Origin of the sequence: Pseudoalteromonas sp. NZS100, from assembly GCF_015864815.1 — a bacterium.
Classification (GTDB): domain Bacteria; phylum Pseudomonadota; class Gammaproteobacteria; order Enterobacterales; family Alteromonadaceae; genus Pseudoalteromonas; species Pseudoalteromonas distincta.
Map to the genome: position 1 here is coordinate 34,837 of NZ_JADYWM010000007.1, position 21,053 is coordinate 55,889.

Sequence of the window (21,053 nt, forward strand, 5' to 3'; positions counted from 1 at the left end):
AAGTTCTGATAGCACACCACCCAATTAACATTTGCAATGGATAAGCCCTAATCAAAAGCATATGATTAAGAGAAAACTATTTATCTAAATTTATAGCTGAATATTCTCGGCTATGTTTTTGTAAAATCTTTAACCAAGTAGATAAACAAGACGAACGCCTAAAACTAGTATTATCATTAAGCCCCTTTACAGAATCCTTTACGAATAAAGCTGCAGATTCAGGCTCTAACTCTCGTATAGTTTTAACTCCAGCCCATTTCATCCAAGCCCAACCAAATTCAGCACTTTCGAATCTATCGGCTAGGAATTGATATTGCCCTTCTCTACTTTCTATAGATGCTAAAAAGCGGCCTGTAGAAGCAACTGTATTATTTTCATTTAGAAGCCCCATGCACACAGCTGCTTTTAAATAATATTGCAGCTGTCTTTTTGAGTTCAAACCTTCAACATTTGTATACGTTAAATATTCACCCTTTACTTTTCTAGTAATAATGTCGATGAGTCTTTCTAAGTTATTTGCCTGCGGTACTTTATACGAATCTATAAATGATACTGTACTGGTATTTAATCTTTCAATTAAATCCGAAGTGCCTAATTTACCTAGTTCAAAAGGTTTTTTTAGGTAACTTGTAGTCTTAGGTGTTAATTTAAGTACTACATTATTATCGCGAACCGATTCAAGTAGTTGCTGTAACCGATATGGATCTAAGTTAAGTTCGTGTAATTTACTCTCTATTTCTTTTGGATCATCTAAGAGTGCACTCAATTGTTCCATAGCTATTGCGGCGTGTTCTTTGTGACTTGTTTTTAAACTTACTTCAAAAGAACCAAAGCTAGCTGATAAAGGATATAGGCGCGGAATAGACTTATCATTAATTAAATTATCCATTAATGATTCAATTAGCTCACTAAACGAATCCATTATTTTTGTTACAACAGTTCTCTCTGGAGCTTCATGTTTTTTATTTTTTTTGGCTATCTTTAATTTGAAACCCCATGCAGATTCGGGCATGTAAGGTTTTATCGTCTCAGGGTTAATATAGATATTTTTTGGCGGGAGTAAATCATCATCAAATTCAAGTTGAATATCAATTTGATATTTTTTTGATTCACAATCAAATGTCTTTACTATTATTAATTGGCTGCTCTCAGGATATTTAAATGCTTCTCTCAAAGACAACTCTTGTCGTGTGACAGCATCTATTCTTTCTTCAGATATTAATATATAAAGCCATTCTGAGTACCCTTCAAAGTCTCCATTCCAATATACTAAATATATTTGTCCAAATTGGTTTTTTAACGTAAAACATTTTGGGCCCATAAAGTCATCATAAACTTCATAGAAATTTAATTTCCCTAAAAATGTATCTCGTGGGATAGAAGTACTCATAGCTCTTCCTTCACAAAGCAGCTTGATGGACAGTAACCGCTCTGTTTCCATAAACTAACATGAAAATCTGTTGGCTTATCAATAGCAATCATACCGATCTCTTTCTTAAAGCTAACTAGAGCTATTTTTTTATTGCCGAATTGATTAGGTTTTGGGTATCGCCTCTTGATTTCACGAGCCATATCTAGTGTAGACCAAAATGAGACACCAAAAGAATACTTTTTGTCGTCTTTTGATGGCTTAAAACTTGGGTTATCTTCCTTATAAATTTTAAAATCATCGCTTGTAGGGGGGATTGCACTAACTAAGCGGTAAGCCTCTCCGCATGCAGGAATGGCGCTATCATCTGGGACGTTTTCAGGAAAAGTAATTGGCCACTGATAATCACTATGTAACATACTAATAAATATCCTTATTATTTATAATGCTTTGATTTGGAGCTAATAAACATTATATTCAATCTCTCGAAAGTAACATATGTTTATATGAATTAAAATGGAGTTTAAGTTGAAATATTTTTTTAAAAGTATGTTAATTGTACTTATATGTATATTTGTTAGTAGCTATACCATCCTTGCATGTTCATTATTATTTGACGTCTGGTTCAACACATCCTTAATCTTACCTGGTGACATTATAGAACCTGAGCAAAAATTTAACTTTAATGCGTTTATATCATGTATTGCAGGAGCAATTTTAGGAGGAGCGATCCTTAGTATAACTTCCATTCACAGACATTTAGTAATTTCAAAAAACTTTGAGTGTATCCACTCATATGGCTACTTTCTAAACCCAATTTTAACTACAATAACAGGAGTTTTAGCCTATAGCCTTTTTCATGGTAGCTTCATTTTTCTTACAGGAAACAACTTGGATTTGACAACAAATAGCGCTCCTCCATATGGTTTTGCCGCCTTCGGATTTGTATTTGGATATAACTGGGACGTTACAATAAAATTATTAGAATCACTATCAAAAAAAATAAAGCTTACTGGATCACCTTCTAAATAAGTAATAACTTATATTTAAAAATCGAATAAGAACTCCATATGTAAACACGAAATCCCCGTGATCACACCTGAAACTTAGTTGATGATGAGTAATTTACAGCATGGATGCTGTACAAAGCGTAGCTTGGCCATGGATGGCCTATCTACGCTGATTACGTTCACATCATTAACGTAAGTTGAAGATACAGTGTGATCTTCGGGTGCGCCGTATGATTCCAAAGGGCGGTCGGCGGCAGCCGCCCTTTGATTGCCATCGCCAACGCGATAAAACCTCGAATGAGGTTTTTAATCCCTTGAATACCAAGCAAAAAAAACTTATGATCGCGATATAAAATCGCACCTACACATTAATTACACCGAAGTTTAAAAGCTTCGCTTTTCGCGCGAGCAAGCTCAGCGCCTACAACCCAAAAGCGCGAGATAAACTCCCGCCTGCACTTACAAACACCAATCGACCAACACACTCCAATTCCCCGTGTTCACACCTGAAACTTTGTTAATGATGAGTAATTTACAGCATGAATGCTGTACAAAGCGTAGCTTGGCCATGGATGGCCTATCTACGCTGGTTACGTTCACATCATTCACGTAAGTTGAAGATAAAGTGTGATCCTCGGGTGCGCCGTGGGATTCCAAAGGGCGGTCGGCGGCAGCCGCCCTTTGGTTGCCATCGCCAACGCGATATAACCTCGAATAGAGGTTTTGAATCCCTTGAATCCCTTGAATCCCAAGCAAAAAAACAACTTATGAGCGCGATATAAAATCGCACCTACATATTAATTACACCGAAATTTAAAAGCTTCGCTTTTCGCGCGAGCAAGCTCTGCGCCTACAACCCAGAAGCCCGAGATAAACTCCCACCTACAGCACGAACTACAAATTCTGTATTACACGTCATACCTTGGCTTTTCTTCCGCCACTAAATCCAGCCCTGTACTTGGTTGCTGATATTTAAAACCAGCCGCCTCTTCAAAATAACCTTTCTTTACCCATAACTTTGCACTGTTAGCCTGCGCAACCTGATATGCCCAATTACTGACTGCAAGTGACTTATCTGAATCACAATAAAAGTAAGGTTGGAGTTTATTGGCAATTTCGGCTTTATGCGTATCGAGGTTTTGTTCTAGCCAGCGGTCGCGGTGAGCGAATGCTGCGAGGTGGTCTCGCTTATTGTTATTACAATCAGCATGCGCAGCAACAAAGTTATGAGCTAAGTCGTTTGGATAGCGCTTAAACGGAATAAAATGGTCGACCTCTGGTGTTTTTTTAGTTTCTTTTTCGTTTTTTAGGTTCATTGGCTTTTGGCAATAAAAGCAAAGCCCTTTTTGAATATCAATAAGCAGCGGCGCAACTACTTTTAAAGCAGTTCTATTAGTACCAAACAAAAACTCTTGTAGCTGGCTTTGCGATCCTAATAGCGTTTGATTCGCTTTTATTGTTTGTACTTTTTCTACCCATTCAGTAACACTAAGATGCACAACCAAATCGTAAAAACGCCTAAAGCACTGAGCAATACCTACATTTAAAACAATTCGCTTTGGCTCTCTGCCTTTACCTAAAAGTGTATGAGGATATAAAAAGCACTCTTCTTTTCCCGAAAGTAACTGCAAGCGCCAAAGAGGCCCATCAATAAATGTACGCCGTAATGAGCTTATTACTTTGCTGTATTGCTGATGATTTTTGAAAGCGTTATAACTTTTAATACCTGCATTTTGCAGCCTAAATATCTCGGTAATGAACTTTGCTTGGCCTAAGCTATTTTGCTTAAGTAACATATCTTCGGCATTGGTTATTATATCTGTTGTGCCCAATGCATATGGCACCGAATGATTCCAATACAGTTGAATAAACTTATCAACCAAAGTGTCAATTTCAATTTCCATTGGAGCTTCGGGGTTACTATTTTTATGCTCTACACACACATCAGCAATTGCATGTAACAATGCATATTTATAAGTAGCTGTGAATTCACCTTCAACTAACATTCGCTGAATATATGCAATAAAGTCGAGCTGTTGCTGCATTGCTCCAATCATAAAACGTGCACTACTTTTATAAGCGCATTTAGCCACACTTCACTTTCGCGCTCTGGGCGCTTGTCAACACTTTGCCATTGTTTAATAGCTTTTAACTGCGTATCGCTAAGTAAATGCGTTAAAGCATTTTCATTTAAATCGGTAAATTCACGACCGTTATGCACACGCTCTGTATCACCATATTTGAACGACACATACAAAACGCCATTCGGTTTAAGCGCATTTTGTAGGTTTAAAAACACCTGCGGTAACTCAGCTTTTGGAACGTGTAATAAACTAGCGCAGCACCAAATCCCGTCGTATTGATTTACACAATTTAGCTCTTGGAATGTTTTAACCGCTACAGGTTGTTGTAAGTAACTGCTTGCCAACTCTGCCAGATCTGGGCTTGCATCAAACGCACTTACAGTGAAACCCTGCGCTTTAAAAAATGCGGCATCGCGCGCACTGCCACAACCGGCATCTAAAATACTCCCGTGCTGTGCAACGTGCGGTAAAAACTCAGCATAAAGCGCCGACATATCAACGTTAAGTGTTGAGTCGCTAAAAGCTTTGGCATTTTGGTTGTAATAAGTAAGTGTGGTGTTTGACACGAGACTCACCGCTCCTTGGCTAATCGTTTAACAGCTAAGATACTGTTAATACTGCATTCATTATTTGTTTAATCTACAGGAACAAGCGCATTAAATATAGGCTTAATAAGTAGAAATTTTTAAATTAATACGCTGTTATTATTAAGTGCTTATGTTGAGCACTGAGCGCGATATAAATCACGCTAAACGTTTTTCGTTACTTTTTTCTCAACCAAAAAAGACTCGCAGGCACCGAAATCCAAGCCTGCTTACCTAACGAATCAAGATAAACAGCGACTTCTTCTTTACTGCCTGGGCTGTAATATGGCGGCTGTTGTTCTTTTAGTTTTTCTTGGCCTGTGAGTATTTTGATAAAGTGTTTATTTTGCTGCTGGAGCATTTTTTTGTAATCGTTAGCGGGTTTTGAATCACCATGCTTTACAAAAGCACTTAGCGCTCGGCTGGCTGTTGCATGTAGTTCTTGAAAATCAAAGTCGGCCAATAGAGCATCCAACTTGTCCCATTGTTTATTGATGATTAGGCAGTTCATTAATAAAAAGCGGTTTGCTTGATTATCGTTTGGGTTTAGCGTTAATAACGCTTCGAGTTCTGACTGCGCTTTTTGGGTATAACCATGCAGTGCGTGTATATTTGCTCGATGCGCGCGAAGCATCATATAAGGGCGGGTTTCGTGCAAGCCCCAAAAGTGCCCAGTGTTGTCTTTAATAAATTGCTTTGTTATGAGCCCACTTTCCATTATGTCTAGCAACATTTGTATTGGCTCAAGTGCTTTTAGCTCGGTGTCGGCAAGTACCAGTTCAAGTAATTCATCAAGCTCATCTAATTCATTTGGTTCTTCGTCTAAAAAGCTGTTGTTAAATTCAGCCTCATCTTCATCACTTAAAGTTAGGTCGTTACTAAATCGAAGTTCAAAAATAGCGTCGGCCATAAAATACACATAATTACGTTTATATTCTTGGGCGTTATATTGGGCAAATTCACCAAATTCTTTTGTTGCTGCTTTTTCATTAGAAAATGCTTTTAAAACGCTGCTTAGGTTATTAAGAGCCTGCTTTTGCCCTGCATCAAGCATACGTTTATTTATATTTTTAAGCGCCTGTAAAACCCCTTTACAGTAACTTGGTAGGGGCATGTTCGGCTTTAGCGAATCCCGATAGTCTTGCTTAGATAGGCTGCATTTTGCTGGCATTTTTAATTCGTTTTGAATTACTTTATCCATGCTTTGGTTATACAACGCCATTAAGCTTTCGAGGTATTTTATCTCGCTCTCTTTTTGAAGGTTAATATCTCCAAATAAATCAGGTTGCCACTCGCTTGGGGGAAGCATTTGGGGTAATACACCTAACCCCATTAAATAACCTTGTATAAAATAGTAGTTTGGTTTTTTAGTGCTTAATTCACTGAGTTTTATAACATTGTTGCGAATTTTAGTTGGCGACATAACGTGCCCTGCTATGTATAAATTTATTATTAGTGTACCCACAGATAAGGTTACCAACAACGCTAGTTCGGTTGTTTTATCATTAAATAAATTTTTAACGACTTATTTACATATTTAAACAAACCCGTGCCGCTAAAATACAAAAGCTGGTTTATACTGTTGTAATAATGAGCAAAATAATAACTATGAGGCGTAATGAATAAATTAATTACCGTATTTTTATGTTTGCTGTTTACGGCTCCATTTAATGTATTTGCTTGCGAAAGAACCTTTAGCGTGGCATCGCACGATGCTTTTTGGCCGCCTTATGTAATGGGCATTAACGGTAAGCTGCAAGGCTCGGAGGTTGATGCACTCAACATTATATTTGCTGACTCCCCTTTTTGTTTTGAAGTTAAGTTACTGCCAAATTCTAAGCGGGCTTTTATTGAGCTTAAATACGGCCGTATTGATTTAGGGTGGGCTGCAAGTTATACAGACGAGCGCGCTAAATATGTGCACTTTAGTGATAACTACCGAACTGAGGTTATGCGTTTATACGAAAACAAAAATAATCAGCATAGTGTTAAAAACCTCGAAGACATTTTTAAACAAGGCTTTATTGTTGGCGCTAACTTTGGAAGCTATTACGGCGAGGAGTTTGAGCAATATAAAACTAAATATAAAAAGCAGATTGAATACACCAGTGCAACCAGTAAACGCTTTGAAATGCTTAATAAACAACGTATTGATTTTGCTATTGAAGACGAGTTAGTGGGTGCTTATTTTGGCAAAAAAGGCTCAAATATCAAATTAGTAACCGACATTGAGCATGTAAATAAAGACGATATTTATTTAATGTTTAGCAAACAAACGGTGTCGGTTACTGAGCTTGCAATAATTAATGAGCACATAAATAAAAACAAAACAGCACTAAAAGCGCTGTTTGAATAGTAGGAGCGTAATGAAAACTTTATTTTTAGCGTTTACAACGCTGCTATTTACTCAGTTTAACGCCCTTGCGTGTACTAAAACATTGGTAATGGGCACTAACGAAACTAATTGGCCGCCTTATCTTGTAAAACAAGGTGATACATTTTTAGGCACAGAAGTGGATGCTGTTAGGGCTATTTTTAAAGATTCAAAATTTTGTATTAAATGGACTTATTTTCCGAGTTTTTCGCGTGTTCAAGCTGAGCTTAAAAATGGTCGAGTAGATATAACCTACGCGGCAAGTTATACAGAGCAACGTGCTCAATATGCGCACTTTAGTTTGCCTTATCGCGAAGAAATAATGCTGCTTTATAAACATAAAGATTCGGCTGATGTAACCAGCTTGGCTGATCTTTTTAGTCAAGATTTTACAGCAGGTATTAACCGAGGAAGCTTTTTTGGTGACGAGCTTGAACAACTCAAAACCAAATATTCAAAACAGGTCGTGCTTACTGCTCAAGCAAATAATCGATTTAGCATGTTAGATAAAAAACGAATCGACTATGTTATTGAAGACTCCGTAGTTGCGCAGTACTTTGTGAAAAAACACTCCTCAATTTCGCAGGTAAAAACTATTACACCGATTAACGTTAACAATGTGCACTTTATGCTAAGCAAGGAGTCGCTAACACTTGATGACGTGGCGACTGTTAATCAGTTAATTACCAAAAACGAGGCGGCTATAAAGTCAATTTACCAACCTATGCATTAAAACATAGCTAATAACTTAGCTATTTGGCGCCCCCTCTTTAATATTGCTTGGCATTAGTAATTATTTACATTGTGGCTGTAAGTACATTCAACGCTACATACGTTAAAAATAGTGACTTAAAACCGAGAATTGCCGTTATTTTTACTTGGTTATAAATTAGCTGCCTTTTATCTTTCATTCGTTGTGGCTGATCTGTATAATTCGCCAGCTAATTTACCCTATTGTCTGGTTCTTGTTTGTGGCGTTTTGCTGCAGCGTACTCCTGTCAGTACTAATCTAGGATTACCTTTTTTGATCTCCACCGCAAATATTACGATGCAGTTTGGCGCAGAGCCGTTGTTTGAAAACATTTCAGCTAAATTTGGTAACGGTAACCGTTACGGTTTAATTGGCGCTAACGGCTGCGGCAAGTCGACTTTCATGAAAATTTTAAGCGGTGCGCTTGTTCCAAGTGCGGGTAATGTATCTATTACTCCAGGGTTAAAAGTAGGTAACCTAAGCCAAGACCAGTTTGCTTTTGAGCAATACAGCGTTGTAGACGCGGTAATTATGGGCGACGTGGAGCTTTGGAAAGTAAAGCAAGAACGCGAACGTATTTACTCGTTACCAGAAATGAGCGAAGAAGACGGTATGAAAGTTGCCGATCTTGAAAGTGTATTTGCTGAAATGGACGGTTACACGGCAGAAAGCCGCGCTGAAGAAATTTTGCTTGAAGCGGGTATCGATAAAGAATTTCATTACGGTTTAATGGCAAACGTTGCCCCAGGTTGGAAACTACGTGTGCTTTTAGCACAGGCGTTATTTGCAAACCCTGACATTTTACTACTTGATGAGCCTACCAATAACTTGGATATTCATACAATTACGTGGCTTGCTAACGAGCTTAACAAACGTAAATGTACGATGATTATTATTTCGCATGACCGTCACTTTTTAAACTCGGTATGTACACACATGGCCGATATTGATTACGGTGAGCTGCGTATTTACCCTGGTAACTATGAGAAATTTTTAGAAGCTGCGGGCTTACAACGCGAGCAACTTTTAGCTGAAAACGCTAAAAAGAGCGCTGAAATTGACGAGCTACAAGACTTTGTTAACCGTTTTGGTGCTAACGCTTCAAAAGCTAAGCAAGCAAGTTCGCGTGCTAAAAAAATGGATAAAATTAAGCTTGATGAAGTTAAATCTTCAAGCCGTATGAGCCCGTCGCTTTCGTTTGACGAAGGTAAAAAAATGTATCGTCAGGCGCTTGAAGTTAATAAGCTTGGCCATGGTTTTGATGGCGAAACGTTATTTAGCGGCGGCGACTTTTTACTTGAAGCTGGCGCTAAGCTTGCTGTAATTGGCGAAAATGGTGTTGGTAAAACTACATTTTTACGCTGTTTAGTAGACGAGCTTAAAAGTAATGAAGGCGAAATTAAATGGTCTGAAAATGCGAGCTTTGGTTATTGCCCGCAAGACAGCACTAAAGATTTTGATAACGATTTAACGTTATTTGATTGGATGTCGCAATGGCGTACAGCTAAGCACAACGATTTAATGGTTCGTGGCATGCTAGGCCGTTTGTTGTTTACAGCTGACGATTCAAACAAAAAAGCGCGTAACTGTTCTGGTGGTGAAAAAAACCGCCTGTTATTTGGTAAGTTAATGATGCAAGACGTTAACGTGCTTGTTATGGACGAACCAACTAACCACATGGATATGGAAGCCATTGAAGCGCTTAATAACGCGTTAAAAGATTTCCAAGGTACGCTTATTTTTGTAAGCCATGACCGTGAGTTTGTTTCGTCATTAGCTACACGTATCATTGATATTAAAGATAAAAAAGTAATCGACTTCCAAGGTACGTTTGACGAATACCTAGCAAGTTGTGAAGAGAAAAAAGCGTAAATTTTTTCTTATTGCTTATAAAAACGGTGCTAAATTTAGCGCCGTTTTTTTATGTGTGGTGAATAGTTAAATTTTTAGAGGCCATAACCCCTGTAGACGCGCAGCTTGCTAGCGTTTAAAAACGCAGTTTTTACAATAGGTGGTTGAGTAGTTAGAAGCTGCGCTTCTCGCGTGAGCAAGCTCTACGCCTACAACAAAATTTAACACTGCGGTTTGATTTAACTTGTAGACGCGCAGCTTGCTGGCGTTTAAAAACGCAGTTTTTACAATGGGTGATTGAGTAATTAGAAGCTGCGCTTCTCGCGTGAGCAAGCTTTACGCCTACCACAAAATTTAACACTGCGGTTTGATTTAACTTGTAGACGTGCAGCTTGCTGGCGTTTAAAAACGCAGTTTTTAAAATGGGTGATTGAGTAATTAGAAGCTACGCTTCTCGCGTGAGCAAGCTTTACGCCCACCGTGAAACTTAACGCTGTGGTTTAATTTAACTTGTTGAACACCCTTTTTTATCTATATTTATAAAAACCAATAAATTAAAACCTTTATGTACTCCTCTAAAAAATTATTAGTTGGGCGCCACTCTTCTAAAAATAAATTTTACTCTGTAACAATATGCACAAAACAAAGAATTCCGTTATTTAAGAACTTTGAAAATGCATGTACTGCGACAAGAGGCTTGGTTTATATGCAAAATAAGGTGCATACAATTTGTTATACCTTAATGCCAGATCATCTTCATTGGTTATTTCAATTGAAAGATTTACCGCTTGCTGATGTTATGAAGCAGTATAAAAGCATTACCACTGTGAAAATAAATAAGCTCAATTGCTCTACAGGGCCAGTTTGGCAACAAAACTATTTTGAGCACCAGCTTAGAGCAGAAGATGATTTAATTAACCAAGCACGCTATATCATTTCAAATCCGTTACGCGCTGAGCTTGTAAATGATGTTGGTGAATATCCATTTTGGGATTGTGTTTATCTTTGTGATCATGAGTTAAGTAATTAGAAGCTGCGCTTCTCGCGTGACCAAGCTCTACGTGTACAGCATCGCAGATGCTAATTATTCACATTATTTTATTGGTAAATTCTGCACACATCACTGCTTTAAATCTAGTCATATTCTCCTGTAAGTCTTTGTCACTTAATGCTAATGTTGATGGAGTGAATTATTTAAAACTTTAATAGCTAAACCAAGAGGTAACTATGTCTAATTGGGTTGAAGCAACAGTAAAAAATGTCACGTGGTGGAGCGAAACACTCTTTAGCTTAACCGTTAATGCAAACGTAGAGCCGTTTAAAGCTGGTCAATTTACAAAGCTTTCAATAATGGATGGCGACAAACGTATTGCTCGGGCTTATTCATATGTGAATGCCCCTGAAAACCCCGATCTCGAATTTTATCTTATTAACGTAATTGACGGTTTGCTTTCTCCTCGTTTAGCTACCTTACAACCTGGCGACACAGTATTAATAGAACAACACGCAACCGGCTTTTTTACCCTTGATGAAATACCACAAAGTGATCAGCTTTGGATGTTAGGGACTGGCACTGCCATAGGCCCTTTTTTATCGATATTACAACAGCCCGATGTATGGAAAAAATACAAAACTATAAATTTAGTGCATGGCGTACGGTTTAATAACGACTTAAGCTATCAGGCACTTATTAACGAGCTATTAAGAGTGTACCCAGCACAACTCAACTATATTCCGGTTGTAAGTAGAGAGGAGCCATTACAAGGCTTAAGTGGGCGAATTACTAACGCAATTGAGAGCAACCGCTTGTTTGAATATGTAAAATTAAACCCTGAGCCTAGTAACGCGCAATTTATGATTTGCGGAAATCCACAAATGGTAAAAGACACAACCGCGCTACTTCTCGATAAAAACTTTACGCGTAACCGCCGTAAAAACCCCGGCAATATTACCGTAGAGCAGTACTGGTAGGCTTCAGTGGTGGTATTAACTACCCGATAACGTTAAAATTTGCTATGTTGCACCCTTATACTAATTTTATCAAAAATATGATCATTCTATCGCATTAAATAACTCACTAACTGCGTTAAAAATTATTCATATAGAACAACTATATGTCACAATTTTCGCGTTGTTATTGCGCTATTTTTTAACGCTATAATAGATCGCCTATTTAATGTAATTGGTATTACACGTATTTAGTGTTCATTTTAGGAAAGTTATGAAACCGTTATCTATTATTTTAGCCTCATTAGTCACTACCGTTGCGCTAATTACTTATGCTGCAGAGCAAAGCGAGCCTGAGCAAAAAGAGCCGCAAGTTGAAGCTCAAACAAGCGTTGAAAAGCCAAAAGTTGAAAATGAGCAATCAGTAACTCAAACCAACACTGACGACAAAGTAAATACGCTTGAATACAAAGCGCCAGAGCTTAAAAAGCCAACAATTGATGCGACTAAACCAGACGATTCAAAAGTATTAGGTAACGAGCAAATTAAACCTGCTGAAAAGCCTAAAAATAAAATAGAAAAAGCAGTGGCTGTAGCCGAAGCTGAAAAAGCAGTAACGCAAGCAAAAGAAGCACTTACAGTTAAGCAGCAAACTAAAGCTAAACAATCGCGCGAATCACTTGCTGTGGTAGAGCAGCTAGTTAAAGCATATAACGCACGTAACATTGAAGAGTTTCTTCGTGTATATGCCGAAGATGTTGAGTTTTATATTTTCCCTAATGAGCTATTATTTAAAGGTAAAGAAAAACTAATAGAACGTTATGGGCTAATGTTTAAAAAGTTAAAGTGTATTCACTCATCACCAATTAAGCGCATAGTGCACGGTGATATAGTGATTGATCACGAACTTTCAGAAACTTGTTCAACTGACGAAAACGTAGTTGATAAACGCTCAGAGCTTATTTCGAGTTATCAAATTAAAGATGGGAAAATAGTACGCGTACTGTTTTTTAGATAAAGGCTTTAAATGCAAATAAATGACGACAAAAAAATTCGCTTAATGTATCGCATTGAGCCAGGTTGCCTTGGACCTAAGGGTGCTGAGCATATTGAAGATTTTTGTCGTTTTGCAAACAAGCATATTAAATCCCCCTTTTATGGCCAATTTGTATTTTTACCACGTTACGATAAAACCATAGACGAGCGACAATACAGCGTTAACAGCCGTAATTTATCACTTGCTCAGGCTCGGGCTTACTTAAAGCACTTTGATATTAATATTGAAGAATTTGAAGAACAACTCGACGAGCTCCTCACAAAAGCGATTGATTTATACTTTAAGCGATAGCGTTTAAGTGCTGTTGCTTAGGTATTGCCTCCCCTCAAACGTACATTTTTATTTATTTTAATTACTATTAAAAAACTACGTTTTTACTCGCCAAAAAGCTGCGCGTCTACGGTAAAAATTGTATCTAATTTGACGTAATACGTTGTTTTGTAGATGTAGAGCTTGCTCACGTTAGAAGCGTAGCTTCTCCCTGTTTTGTGTATAGGCTTTGATACATATGTAGCTTAACAATTTTGTAAAAGCGTTGCTTTTAAACGCCAGCAAGCTGCACGTCTACAGGTGTTTATACTAAAGTTTAAGAGTATGACTTGTAGAGCACTTTCTTGCACGAGAAGCACAGCTTTTGATTATTTACTCACCTAAAAACTACGTTTTTACATGCTGCCATGGCTGCCCCTCTACAACAAAATTTTAAAAGCCCTAAAAACAAAAAAAGCGGTGTTAATTTTAACACCGCTTAATGCGAAATATATTTAGCTTTAGTAAGCTTGGGTTACAACATAGGTTTTATAACATCAAACACAGCTTCTATATGGTCGTCTCTGTCGTTTAGTGCCGCTATGTAACGGTATTTTTCGCCGCCTGCGTTTTCGAATATTTCACGGTTTTCACCTTCTAGCTCTTCAAGTGTTTCTAGGCAGTCGGCGCTAAAAGCAGGACTTATAATAGCTACATCGGTAATACCTTCATCAGGTAAGGCTGCAAGGGTTGCGTCGGTATAAGGCTTTAACCACTCTGCTTTACCAAATCGACTTTGAAAAGTACTAATTACTTTGTCTTTATCAAGGCCTAGTTTTTCGACAACTAAACGCGTGGTTTGTAAACATAGGCAATGGTACGGATCGCCACGCTCTAAAAACAATTTAGGCATACCGTGATACGAAAAAACAATTTTTTGTGGCATACCATTCGCTTCTAAATCCTCACTAATACTATTAGCAAGCGACTCAATGTAACGGGTGTTTTTATGATAGCCATTTATAAAATGTAGTTCTGGCACCCAGCGCCATTTACGCAGTACGCTCGATACAGCATCAAACGTAGAACCCGTAGTTGGGCTAGAATATTGCGGGTACATTGGTAAAATAATTATACGCGTTAAGCCTTTATCACGAAGCTCTTCAAGGCCTGCCTCTATTGAAGGGTTGCCATAACGCATTGCCATTACTACTTCAGTATTGGTATAACCTTGCTCTTTTAATAAGGTATTTAACTTTACACTTTGCTGGCGAGTAATGTGAGTAAGTGGTGAGCCGTTTTCGGTCCATATACTCTCGTATAATTTAGCCGAACGTTTTGGGCGTACGCGTAAAATAATGCCATGTAAAATTATCATCCATACCAAGCGTGGTATTTCTACAATGCGTGGATCTGATAAAAATTCGCGTAAATATGTACGAAGCGCAGCCGCTGTTGGTGCATCAGGGCTGCCTAAGTTAGTTAGCAGTATTCCCGTTTTTTGGTTAAAACGCCCATCATGGGGGTTGTCAGTAACCGCAGAAAATCGCGACACAGAGTGCTCCTTCAAGCAAATTCAATAATCTATTTTATGCACATTGTAACGAAAAAAACTGCGGTTTAGATCAATCATTTAGCAGTTTTCACCATTATTCTGAACGGGGTTGGTTTTTTCGATTCTAGCTGTTGGAGTTTTTCTATCGATTTACGGCTAAATACATGACCCTTAGGCAGCAACATTATGCCCGTATGGCTGTGTAGAGCATGCCCCAGTACCATTTGCTCTTTGAGTTCATGGGCGTTACAAATTAGCACTGATCCTGCTGAACTTTTTTGTTCGTGTAGTTTTGCATGGCTTGCTTCAAGTGCACGTACAATTTTAGGATGATAAAACGATCCACTATAAAGTTTTACACTTTCGAGTGCGTCATCGTGGCGCTGCTTTTCATCACTAGCATTGCTCTGGTCAAACGCGTCCCAATAGTCGCGCGCTAAACCTAGCACCATAGCGCCTATTGGTATGTCGTTTCCGGCAAGGCCTTTGGGCATTCCGTTTCCGTTAAAGCGCTCAAACTGATAATAAATAGCATCCGACAAGTCATGTAAATGTATTGCTGGCATTAACATTAATTGTGCAGTACTTGGGTGAGTATAAAAGGTTTTGCGTTGTTGCTCGTTTAAGCGGTTAACTGGTTTTTTATAAAGATCAGGATCCATAGCAAGCAAGCCTATTTGCGCCAAGTAACCAGCCATAGGGGCAAGATCAATGCTTTTTTGCGACAAGTTTAAGTAAAGTGCTATTTGTGTGCAGGTATTAGCAATATTTTGTGCTTTGTTGCCATCTAGGTAAGGGTTTGCGTTAACAAAATTATATAGCAGCTCTACGGTCGATTTATGCTCTTGTTTTTCGCGCTCGTTGGCGTCTTCAAGCTTTTTTAAAACCTGTTTGATTTGTAAGGTGCGTTTTTCTACTCGTTGCTCAAGCGAGTTATTAAGCTCTAGCAACTCTTGGTTTTGCGCTTTAACTTGTGCCTCTAATTTTTGATTTTGTTTTTTTAGTGCAAATTTCTCTAGGCTATCTCTAATGCTACGAAGTAATAAATCGTTTTGCCAAGGCTTTTGAATATAACCATTTATCTGGCCCTGGTTAACAGCCGCTAAGGTGGTTTGTATGTCGGCGTAACCGGTTAATAAAATGCGTTGGGTGTCGGGCGCCAGCGCACGCGCTTTTTCTAAAAACTCGGCACCGTTCATTACCGGCATACGCATATCGCTAATAATTAAACCAAACTCATGATTTTTAAAAAGCGTTAGTGCACTTTGCGGGTTATCGCAAACAATAACCGACAGGCCATTTACTTCAAGTAGCCGTGTTAACGTGCGTAGTACTATTTCATCATCATCAATGCAAAGTACATCAACCTGATTTATTGGTGTGCTTGGTGTTACTTGAGTCATTGAGTCGCCTTTAAATTACTTCTGGTTAAATAATAGCTTAAAAAAATACTCTATGGTGTGTTTGTGCCTACCTTTTATATTAAGTGGTATTTACATAATGGAGTTATTAGCAATAAGTGGATAATTACTCATGCATAATATTAGGCCTTGGCTGCACTAAAGTTGCAAATTTGCATACAGACGACTAAACGTTATGTATAAAGTTATCTATATGGATGAAGGGAATGGATGGATCAGATGGTAATTTTGAACGTGCTTTTTTAAACGAACAAAAGCTGCGCTTAGCTGCAGAGCAATTACTCAAAGATAAAAGTAGCGTTTTAGTTGCCATAAATAATGAACTACAAAAAAAAGTAGCCGACTTAGAACACCAACAAATGCTGTTTGTGCAAACAGAAAAAATGGCAACCTTAGGTACACTGAGCGCAGGCGTTGCCCACGAAATAAATACCCCACTTGCCTATGCAATGAGTAACGTAGAGAGCCTACAAAACGCAAGCCCTTTACTTGTAGCGCTGCTAAAACTTAACGAACAATATTTAAATAACGAAATTAAAGAGAGCCGTTTTAAACACGAAATCGACATACTAAATTTACAGTATCCGTACGCGTGGATTTATAACAATTTGCAGGGACAAATTAACGACAGCGTTGAAGGACTTAAACGTATAAAACAAATAGTGCATGACTTATTAAACTTTGCCCACCCCACCTCTTCTCAAGATAAACAATTAGCCGATGTAACAACGGGTGCTAATAATGCTTTAAGGTTATTGAGTAGCAAACTTAAATTATGCGAAATAAAAACGCGGTTTGAACCCCTACCACTCATTTGGTGCAATTTATCGTCAATTAATCAGATTTTTGTAAATCTTTTAATGAATGCTTGGCAAGCTTGCGAATTAGATTTAGAAAAAGGCTGCATTATTGAAGTCAATATTTTTGAACTCAACACAAATATTTGTATTGAAATAAAAGATAACGGTTGTGGCATGAATGAAGACACAATAGCGCATATGTTTGACCCTTTTTACACAACAAAAGAAGTTGGAAAAGGCACCGGTATGGGTATGACACTTGTATACGCTATGGTGAGCGATCACGGTGGAAAAATAGAAGTTAACAGTATATTAGGCACAGGTACGACCATTCGCTGCCTATTACCTTTAAAAGTGTAAAATAACGAACAAAACCACATTGTAAATAAAGTGTTAAACATTCTATTTTTTGATGTTTAATCCCTTCTTAGCGCGTATTTTAACCGATTTGATGTGGTTTTTTCTTATCTTGAAGTTTATTTGCATACTTAGACCAAATATTTAGTTTTTTTCATTTCTTTTTGTTTGCATATGTTGCTAGGATGTTTGCAACAGGTTATGAGCATCATAACCACACACATATTATTAAGAATACAAAAAAACAGGGTCGTCACTATGTCAACATACCGTTTAAACACACTTGCTGTAGCCGTTGCTTTCGCGTTTAGCGCACCAAGCATTGTTAACGCTGAAGAAGCACCAGTGCAAGCTGCTAAAAACATAGAGCAAATATCTGTATTAGGATCGCGTGTATCTAACCGCACCTCTACAGAGTCTTCTTCTCCTATTGATTTAATTGACGCAGATGATTTAACTAAAGGTGGTTTTACCGAATTAGGCCAAAGCCTTCAAGCGACAGCGCCTTCATTTAACTTTTCGCGTACACAAGTATCAGACGGTTCAGATTTATTTAGACCCGCAACACTTCGTGGTTTACAGCCAGATCAAACTCTTGTGTTAGTAAATGGTAAACGTCGTCATAACCAATCAATTTTTGGCCTTAACGGTACAGTAGGCGCAGGCGCTGCGGGTACTGATATGAATGCCATTCCGCTAACAGCGCTTAAAGGCGTTGAAGTATTACGCGACGGCGCTGCAGCGCAGTATGGCTCTGACGCGATTGCAGGTGTTATTAACTTATCTCTTAATAACTCAACCGGTATTACAACGGGTTTTGTACAATACGGCGGCACAAGTGAAGGTGACGGCGACACTATTTCAGCAGGTTTAAACCGTGGTTTTGAATTAGGTAACGAAGGCGGCTTTATTAACCTATCGCTTGAGTACCGTGATGCCGACGGCACTAACCGCGCAGAGCGCGATACGGGTGGTTCGCTTAATGTTGAACCAGGTACACTAAGTGAAGATGTACGCTGGGGCCAAGGTAACTCAGAAAGTGAATTTACGTCGTTATTTTACAACATGGCATTACCAGTGGGCGACGGCGAGCTTTACTCGTTTGGTGGCTACTCTGAGCGCACGGCGCTGGGTAATGGTTTTTACCGTAACTTTAACGAAGCGTCTAAAAACGTAACACAAGTATACAGCGATGGTTTTTTACCGCGCATATATAACGAAGCACAAGATATTTCAGTAGCGCTTGGGTTTAAAGGCGATATAAACACAGACTGGACTTACGATGTATCGGCTGTTTATGGTGAAAACCAATACGATTTTACATCACGCAATACATTAAATGCTTCTTACGCGGCTGAATATTTATTTAATAACCCAGATGCAAGCGATGCCGACATTGCAGCAAACTCAGGCCCTACTGGCGGTTACTCAGGTGGTTTTAGATTCGATCAAACAACGGTTAACCTTGATGTAAACGGTATTGTAGATATTGGCCGTAGTGAGCCTTTATATGTAACAGTAGGCGCCGAATACCGTAAAGAAAACTACGAAATAGTACCTGGCGATGAAGCATCATACGCGTGTGGGTTAGCAAATATGGATACCTCGTACCCATCAGTAAACGATCCGGATCAATTTGCACAGTGTGGTTTTCAAGCTTATAACGGCCTTCGCCCTGAAGCGGCTAACGACAGCGACCGTAACAGCTACGCAGTTTATGTAGACGTAGAAACTATGATCACCGATGCATGGAACGTCAGTGGTGCGCTACGCTATGAAGATTTCTCAGATGCTGGGGATGATTTAATTGGTAAATTAGCAACACGTTATGAATTTTCAGATGACTTTGCTGTACGTGGTGCGGTATCTACTGGTTTTAGAGCACCATCACTTCAACAAAGTGGTTATACAGCCTTTACAACTAACTTAGGCTCAGACGGCACATTAACGCAGTCGTTCACAGCAAACACAGGGACCGCTTTCCCAAGTGCGTTAGGCGTAGATAGCTTAGAGCTTGAAACTTCAACAAACTACAGCGCAGGTTTTGTTTACGATGTAACAAGCGAGCTTTCGTTAACGGTTGATTTTTACCGTGTAGAAATTGAAGACCGTATAACGCTTGGCAGCTTGCTTTCGGCTGACGATGTATCGTTTAGCTCAGAAGCTGTTGCAGCGCTACAAGCAACTGGTGCAGTGCAAGCTAACTACTTCTCAAATTCGGTTGATTCTACTACGCAAGGTGTTGATATTATTGCATCGTACCGCACTGAAGTCGAAGGCGGTAATTTAGGAGTAACCTTTGCAGGTAACCTAAACGATACTAAAATTGACAGCGTAAATGCAGAAAACGGTATTCCTGAAGCGGTTGCTTTTGATGATTTACAACGTAGCTTTTTTACCGACGGACAACCAAGTGAGCGTGCAACGCTTACGTTTGACTACGAACGCGATGCCTACACATCAACCATTCGCTTTAACTACTTTGGCGAAACAGATGTAAAATACTTTGGTAACGACCATATTTCATTACCAGGTGAGCTTTCGCCTACGGGGTCATTTAAACCAACAAGTACGGTTGAGTCTGCTGTGTTAGTTGATTTAAATGTTAGTTACCAAATTAATGACATGTTTGCGCTTTCGGTAGGTGCCGATAACGTATTTGACGAAACACCAGACGAATTAGGTGATGACGAAGTACTTAATTTTATCACCAACGGCGCATTTAAATATCCTGTACGCGCATTGCCATACGGCTTTGACGGCAGAACGTATTACGCAAAAGTAAGTTTTAGTTTTTAATTTATAAAGTAAACTAAGTAATTATAAGCGCAGTTATTAACTGCGCTTTTTTTATGCTTTTTTATTATTAAAAAACTACCTGTTGGGCATTAAAAACACTTGCGCGGTTGAAAATTAAGCCTACAATCGCCATCTCTTAAATAGGCCAATATAAAAGCCTCTTTATTATTTAACTTAAAATAACCATTAGTTGATAGGAAATATATGACTAAAAAATCTAAAACAAAAACCGCAAACACCAGCGCGGTAGACACAGGACGAGGCGTTATAAACCACAATGCACTAGCGGCAATGGTCACCTCTAAATTATTTAAACCACAAGTGGTTAAAGCTAAAAAAGGCAAAGGTTCGTTTAAACGCAACAACAAGCATTCAGGACAAGAGTCCTATTTAATCGCGGCTTAAATAGCACCGATCAAATAGGGCTTTTGAATATAATAAGCGAGGTTTTATACCTCGCTTTTACTTTAAAGCATTTAAGCCACGTTACATAAGCGCGAAATAAATTCGCACCTACGGGTTCGGTGTTTGCACGATGTAGGTGAGGTTTTATAGCTCGCTTTTACTTTTAGTTCTTTATTATTTTAACTCCCTAGCTACCCTCTAAAAGCTCAGCGTCTCTAAACCTCTTTGTGAATAACAGCCCTTAAAATATGAATGCACAAAGAGAAGAAAAAGAGGAGCAAATGAGCAGACAAAGTCCATTTTTTTAAGTCATATGATATTTCAACACCGAGGCGCTGTGCGCTACACAGAGAAAACACGAGTAATGTTAGTCACTGCTCCTTGTTTTCTCCTTCACTTCTCGGTGGTGATTAAGTTACTTGTTACTAATGCATCCGACT

18 protein-coding genes are annotated in these 21,053 nt (G+C 38.6%); 11 read left to right on the forward strand and 7 right to left on the reverse strand.

Translation table 11 applies throughout. The features are described from left to right. Nucleotides 1–76 precede the first annotated feature (76 nt). Nucleotides 77–1,390 (reverse strand): DUF6575 domain-containing protein, encoded by a 1,314-nt coding sequence (locus I6E69_RS09070; protein WP_197121091.1) that lies wholly within the window; start codon nt 1,388–1,390, stop codon nt 77–79. Continuing rightward, complete coding sequence (locus I6E69_RS09075) at nt 1,387–1,788, reverse strand: hypothetical protein (protein WP_197121092.1); 402 nt, start codon at nt 1,786–1,788, stop codon at nt 1,387–1,389. Before I6E69_RS09075 ends, I6E69_RS09070 begins: the two co-directional genes overlap by 4 nt. Before the next feature lie 109 nt (nt 1,789–1,897). On the opposite strand from I6E69_RS09075, the gene I6E69_RS09080 reads away from it, so the two are divergent. Continuing rightward, nucleotides 1,898–2,401 (forward strand): hypothetical protein, encoded by a 504-nt coding sequence (locus tag I6E69_RS09080; RefSeq protein ID WP_197121093.1) that lies wholly within the window; start codon nt 1,898–1,900, stop codon nt 2,399–2,401. 886 nt (nt 2,402–3,287) lie between these two features. On the opposite strand, the gene I6E69_RS09085 is transcribed toward I6E69_RS09080, so the two are convergent. The 3 genes from I6E69_RS09085 to I6E69_RS09095 form a co-directional block, all read right to left on the reverse strand. Further along, the gene (locus I6E69_RS09085) at nt 3,288–4,436 is read right to left on the reverse strand and encodes an HNH endonuclease (RefSeq protein ID WP_197121094.1); all 1,149 of its coding nucleotides are present in this window, start codon (nt 4,434–4,436) and stop codon (nt 3,288–3,290) included. Next, nucleotides 4,433–5,029 carry a bifunctional 2-polyprenyl-6-hydroxyphenol methylase/3-demethylubiquinol 3-O-methyltransferase UbiG gene (locus I6E69_RS09090; protein ID WP_197121095.1) on the reverse strand — a complete coding sequence of 199 codons (597 nt, stop codon included), beginning with the start codon at nt 5,027–5,029 and terminating at the stop codon, nt 4,433–4,435. Before I6E69_RS09090 ends, I6E69_RS09085 begins: the two co-directional genes overlap by 4 nt. Nucleotides 5,030–5,225: 196 nt before the next feature. Continuing rightward, nucleotides 5,226–6,470 carry a UPF0149 family protein gene (locus tag I6E69_RS09095; RefSeq protein WP_197121096.1) on the reverse strand — a complete coding sequence of 415 codons (1,245 nt, stop codon included), beginning with the start codon at nt 6,468–6,470 and terminating at the stop codon, nt 5,226–5,228. Nucleotides 6,471–6,665: 195 nt separating this feature from the next. Here I6E69_RS09095 and I6E69_RS09100 point away from each other — a divergent pair, with 195 nt between their 5' ends. The 7 genes from I6E69_RS09100 (at nt 6,666) to I6E69_RS09130 (ending at nt 13,318) form a co-directional block, all read left to right on the forward strand. Next, a complete protein-coding gene (locus tag I6E69_RS09100; protein ID WP_039488792.1) occupies nt 6,666–7,403 on the forward strand; it encodes an ABC transporter substrate-binding protein in 738 nt (245 codons plus the stop codon). A gap of 10 nt (nt 7,404–7,413) precedes the next feature. Continuing rightward, on the forward strand, nt 7,414–8,154 hold the full coding sequence (locus I6E69_RS09105) for an ABC transporter substrate-binding protein (protein WP_002962095.1): 741 nt from the start codon (nt 7,414–7,416) through the stop codon (nt 8,152–8,154). 291 nt (nt 8,155–8,445) lie between these two features. Next, on the forward strand, nt 8,446–10,044 hold the full coding sequence (locus I6E69_RS09110; RefSeq protein WP_076914907.1) for an ABC-F family ATPase: 1,599 nt from the start codon (nt 8,446–8,448) through the stop codon (nt 10,042–10,044). Between the two features lie 544 nt (nt 10,045–10,588). Beyond that, nucleotides 10,589–11,053: a transposase gene (locus I6E69_RS09115; protein WP_082007379.1), complete on the forward strand. Its 465-nt coding sequence runs from the start codon at nt 10,589–10,591 to the stop codon at nt 11,051–11,053. A 197-nt stretch (nt 11,054–11,250) separates the two neighbouring features. After that, complete coding sequence (locus tag I6E69_RS09120) at nt 11,251–11,994, forward strand: ferredoxin--NADP reductase (RefSeq protein WP_002962105.1); 744 nt, start codon at nt 11,251–11,253, stop codon at nt 11,992–11,994. A gap of 250 nt (nt 11,995–12,244) precedes the next feature. Continuing rightward, on the forward strand, nt 12,245–12,988 hold the full coding sequence (locus I6E69_RS09125; RefSeq protein ID WP_002962106.1) for a nuclear transport factor 2 family protein: 744 nt from the start codon (nt 12,245–12,247) through the stop codon (nt 12,986–12,988). 9 nt (nt 12,989–12,997) lie between these two features. After that, the gene (locus tag I6E69_RS09130; protein ID WP_002962108.1) at nt 12,998–13,318 is read left to right on the forward strand and encodes a hypothetical protein; all 321 of its coding nucleotides are present in this window, start codon (nt 12,998–13,000) and stop codon (nt 13,316–13,318) included. 493 nt (nt 13,319–13,811) lie between these two features. On the opposite strand, the gene hemH is transcribed toward I6E69_RS09130, so the two are convergent. Both hemH and I6E69_RS09140 read right to left on the reverse strand, forming a co-directional pair. Then, the gene (gene hemH / locus I6E69_RS09135; protein WP_024604224.1) at nt 13,812–14,831 is read right to left on the reverse strand and encodes a ferrochelatase; all 1,020 of its coding nucleotides are present in this window, start codon (nt 14,829–14,831) and stop codon (nt 13,812–13,814) included. A 74-nt stretch (nt 14,832–14,905) separates the two neighbouring features. After that, nucleotides 14,906–16,234 carry an HD domain-containing phosphohydrolase gene (locus I6E69_RS09140; RefSeq protein ID WP_197121097.1) on the reverse strand — a complete coding sequence of 443 codons (1,329 nt, stop codon included), beginning with the start codon at nt 16,232–16,234 and terminating at the stop codon, nt 14,906–14,908. A gap of 224 nt (nt 16,235–16,458) precedes the next feature. Between I6E69_RS09140 and I6E69_RS09145 the strand changes: the two genes are divergently transcribed. The 3 genes from I6E69_RS09145 (at nt 16,459) to arfA (ending at nt 20,613) form a co-directional block, all read left to right on the forward strand. Continuing rightward, nucleotides 16,459–17,412: a sensor histidine kinase gene (locus tag I6E69_RS09145; RefSeq protein WP_138490166.1), complete on the forward strand. Its 954-nt coding sequence runs from the start codon at nt 16,459–16,461 to the stop codon at nt 17,410–17,412. 255 nt (nt 17,413–17,667) lie between these two features. Next, nucleotides 17,668–20,208: a TonB-dependent siderophore receptor gene (locus tag I6E69_RS09150; protein WP_197121098.1), complete on the forward strand. Its 2,541-nt coding sequence runs from the start codon at nt 17,668–17,670 to the stop codon at nt 20,206–20,208. Nucleotides 20,209–20,412: 204 nt separating this feature from the next. Continuing rightward, entirely contained in the window at nt 20,413–20,613 is a 201-nt protein-coding gene (gene arfA, locus I6E69_RS09155) for a ribosome alternative rescue factor ArfA (RefSeq protein ID WP_182693223.1), read from the forward strand. The last annotated feature ends 440 nt before the right edge of the window (nt 20,614–21,053 follow it).

Coding starts and splice junctions, on each gene's coding strand:
- I6E69_RS09070 (WP_197121091.1), bottom strand. CDS start 1,390: ATGAGTACTTCTATCCCACGAGATACATTTTTAGGGAAATTAAATTTC.
- I6E69_RS09075 (WP_197121092.1), bottom strand. CDS start 1,788: ATGTTACATAGTGATTATCAGTGGCCAATTACTTTTCCTGAAAACGTC.
- I6E69_RS09085 (WP_197121094.1), bottom strand. CDS start 4,436: ATGATTGGAGCAATGCAGCAACAGCTCGACTTTATTGCATATATTCAG.
- I6E69_RS09095 (WP_197121096.1), bottom strand. CDS start 6,470: ATGTCGCCAACTAAAATTCGCAACAATGTTATAAAACTCAGTGAATTA.
- I6E69_RS09100 (WP_039488792.1), top strand. CDS start 6,666: ATGAATAAATTAATTACCGTATTTTTATGTTTGCTGTTTACGGCTCCA.
- I6E69_RS09105 (WP_002962095.1), top strand. CDS start 7,414: ATGAAAACTTTATTTTTAGCGTTTACAACGCTGCTATTTACTCAGTTT.
- I6E69_RS09115 (WP_082007379.1), top strand. CDS start 10,589: ATGTACTCCTCTAAAAAATTATTAGTTGGGCGCCACTCTTCTAAAAAT.
- I6E69_RS09120 (WP_002962105.1), top strand. CDS start 11,251: ATGTCTAATTGGGTTGAAGCAACAGTAAAAAATGTCACGTGGTGGAGC.
- I6E69_RS09125 (WP_002962106.1), top strand. CDS start 12,245: ATGAAACCGTTATCTATTATTTTAGCCTCATTAGTCACTACCGTTGCG.
- I6E69_RS09130 (WP_002962108.1), top strand. CDS start 12,998: ATGCAAATAAATGACGACAAAAAAATTCGCTTAATGTATCGCATTGAG.
- I6E69_RS09140 (WP_197121097.1), bottom strand. CDS start 16,234: ATGACTCAAGTAACACCAAGCACACCAATAAATCAGGTTGATGTACTT.
- I6E69_RS09145 (WP_138490166.1), top strand. CDS start 16,459: ATGGATGGATCAGATGGTAATTTTGAACGTGCTTTTTTAAACGAACAA.
- I6E69_RS09150 (WP_197121098.1), top strand. CDS start 17,668: ATGTCAACATACCGTTTAAACACACTTGCTGTAGCCGTTGCTTTCGCG.
- arfA (WP_182693223.1), top strand. CDS start 20,413: ATGACTAAAAAATCTAAAACAAAAACCGCAAACACCAGCGCGGTAGAC.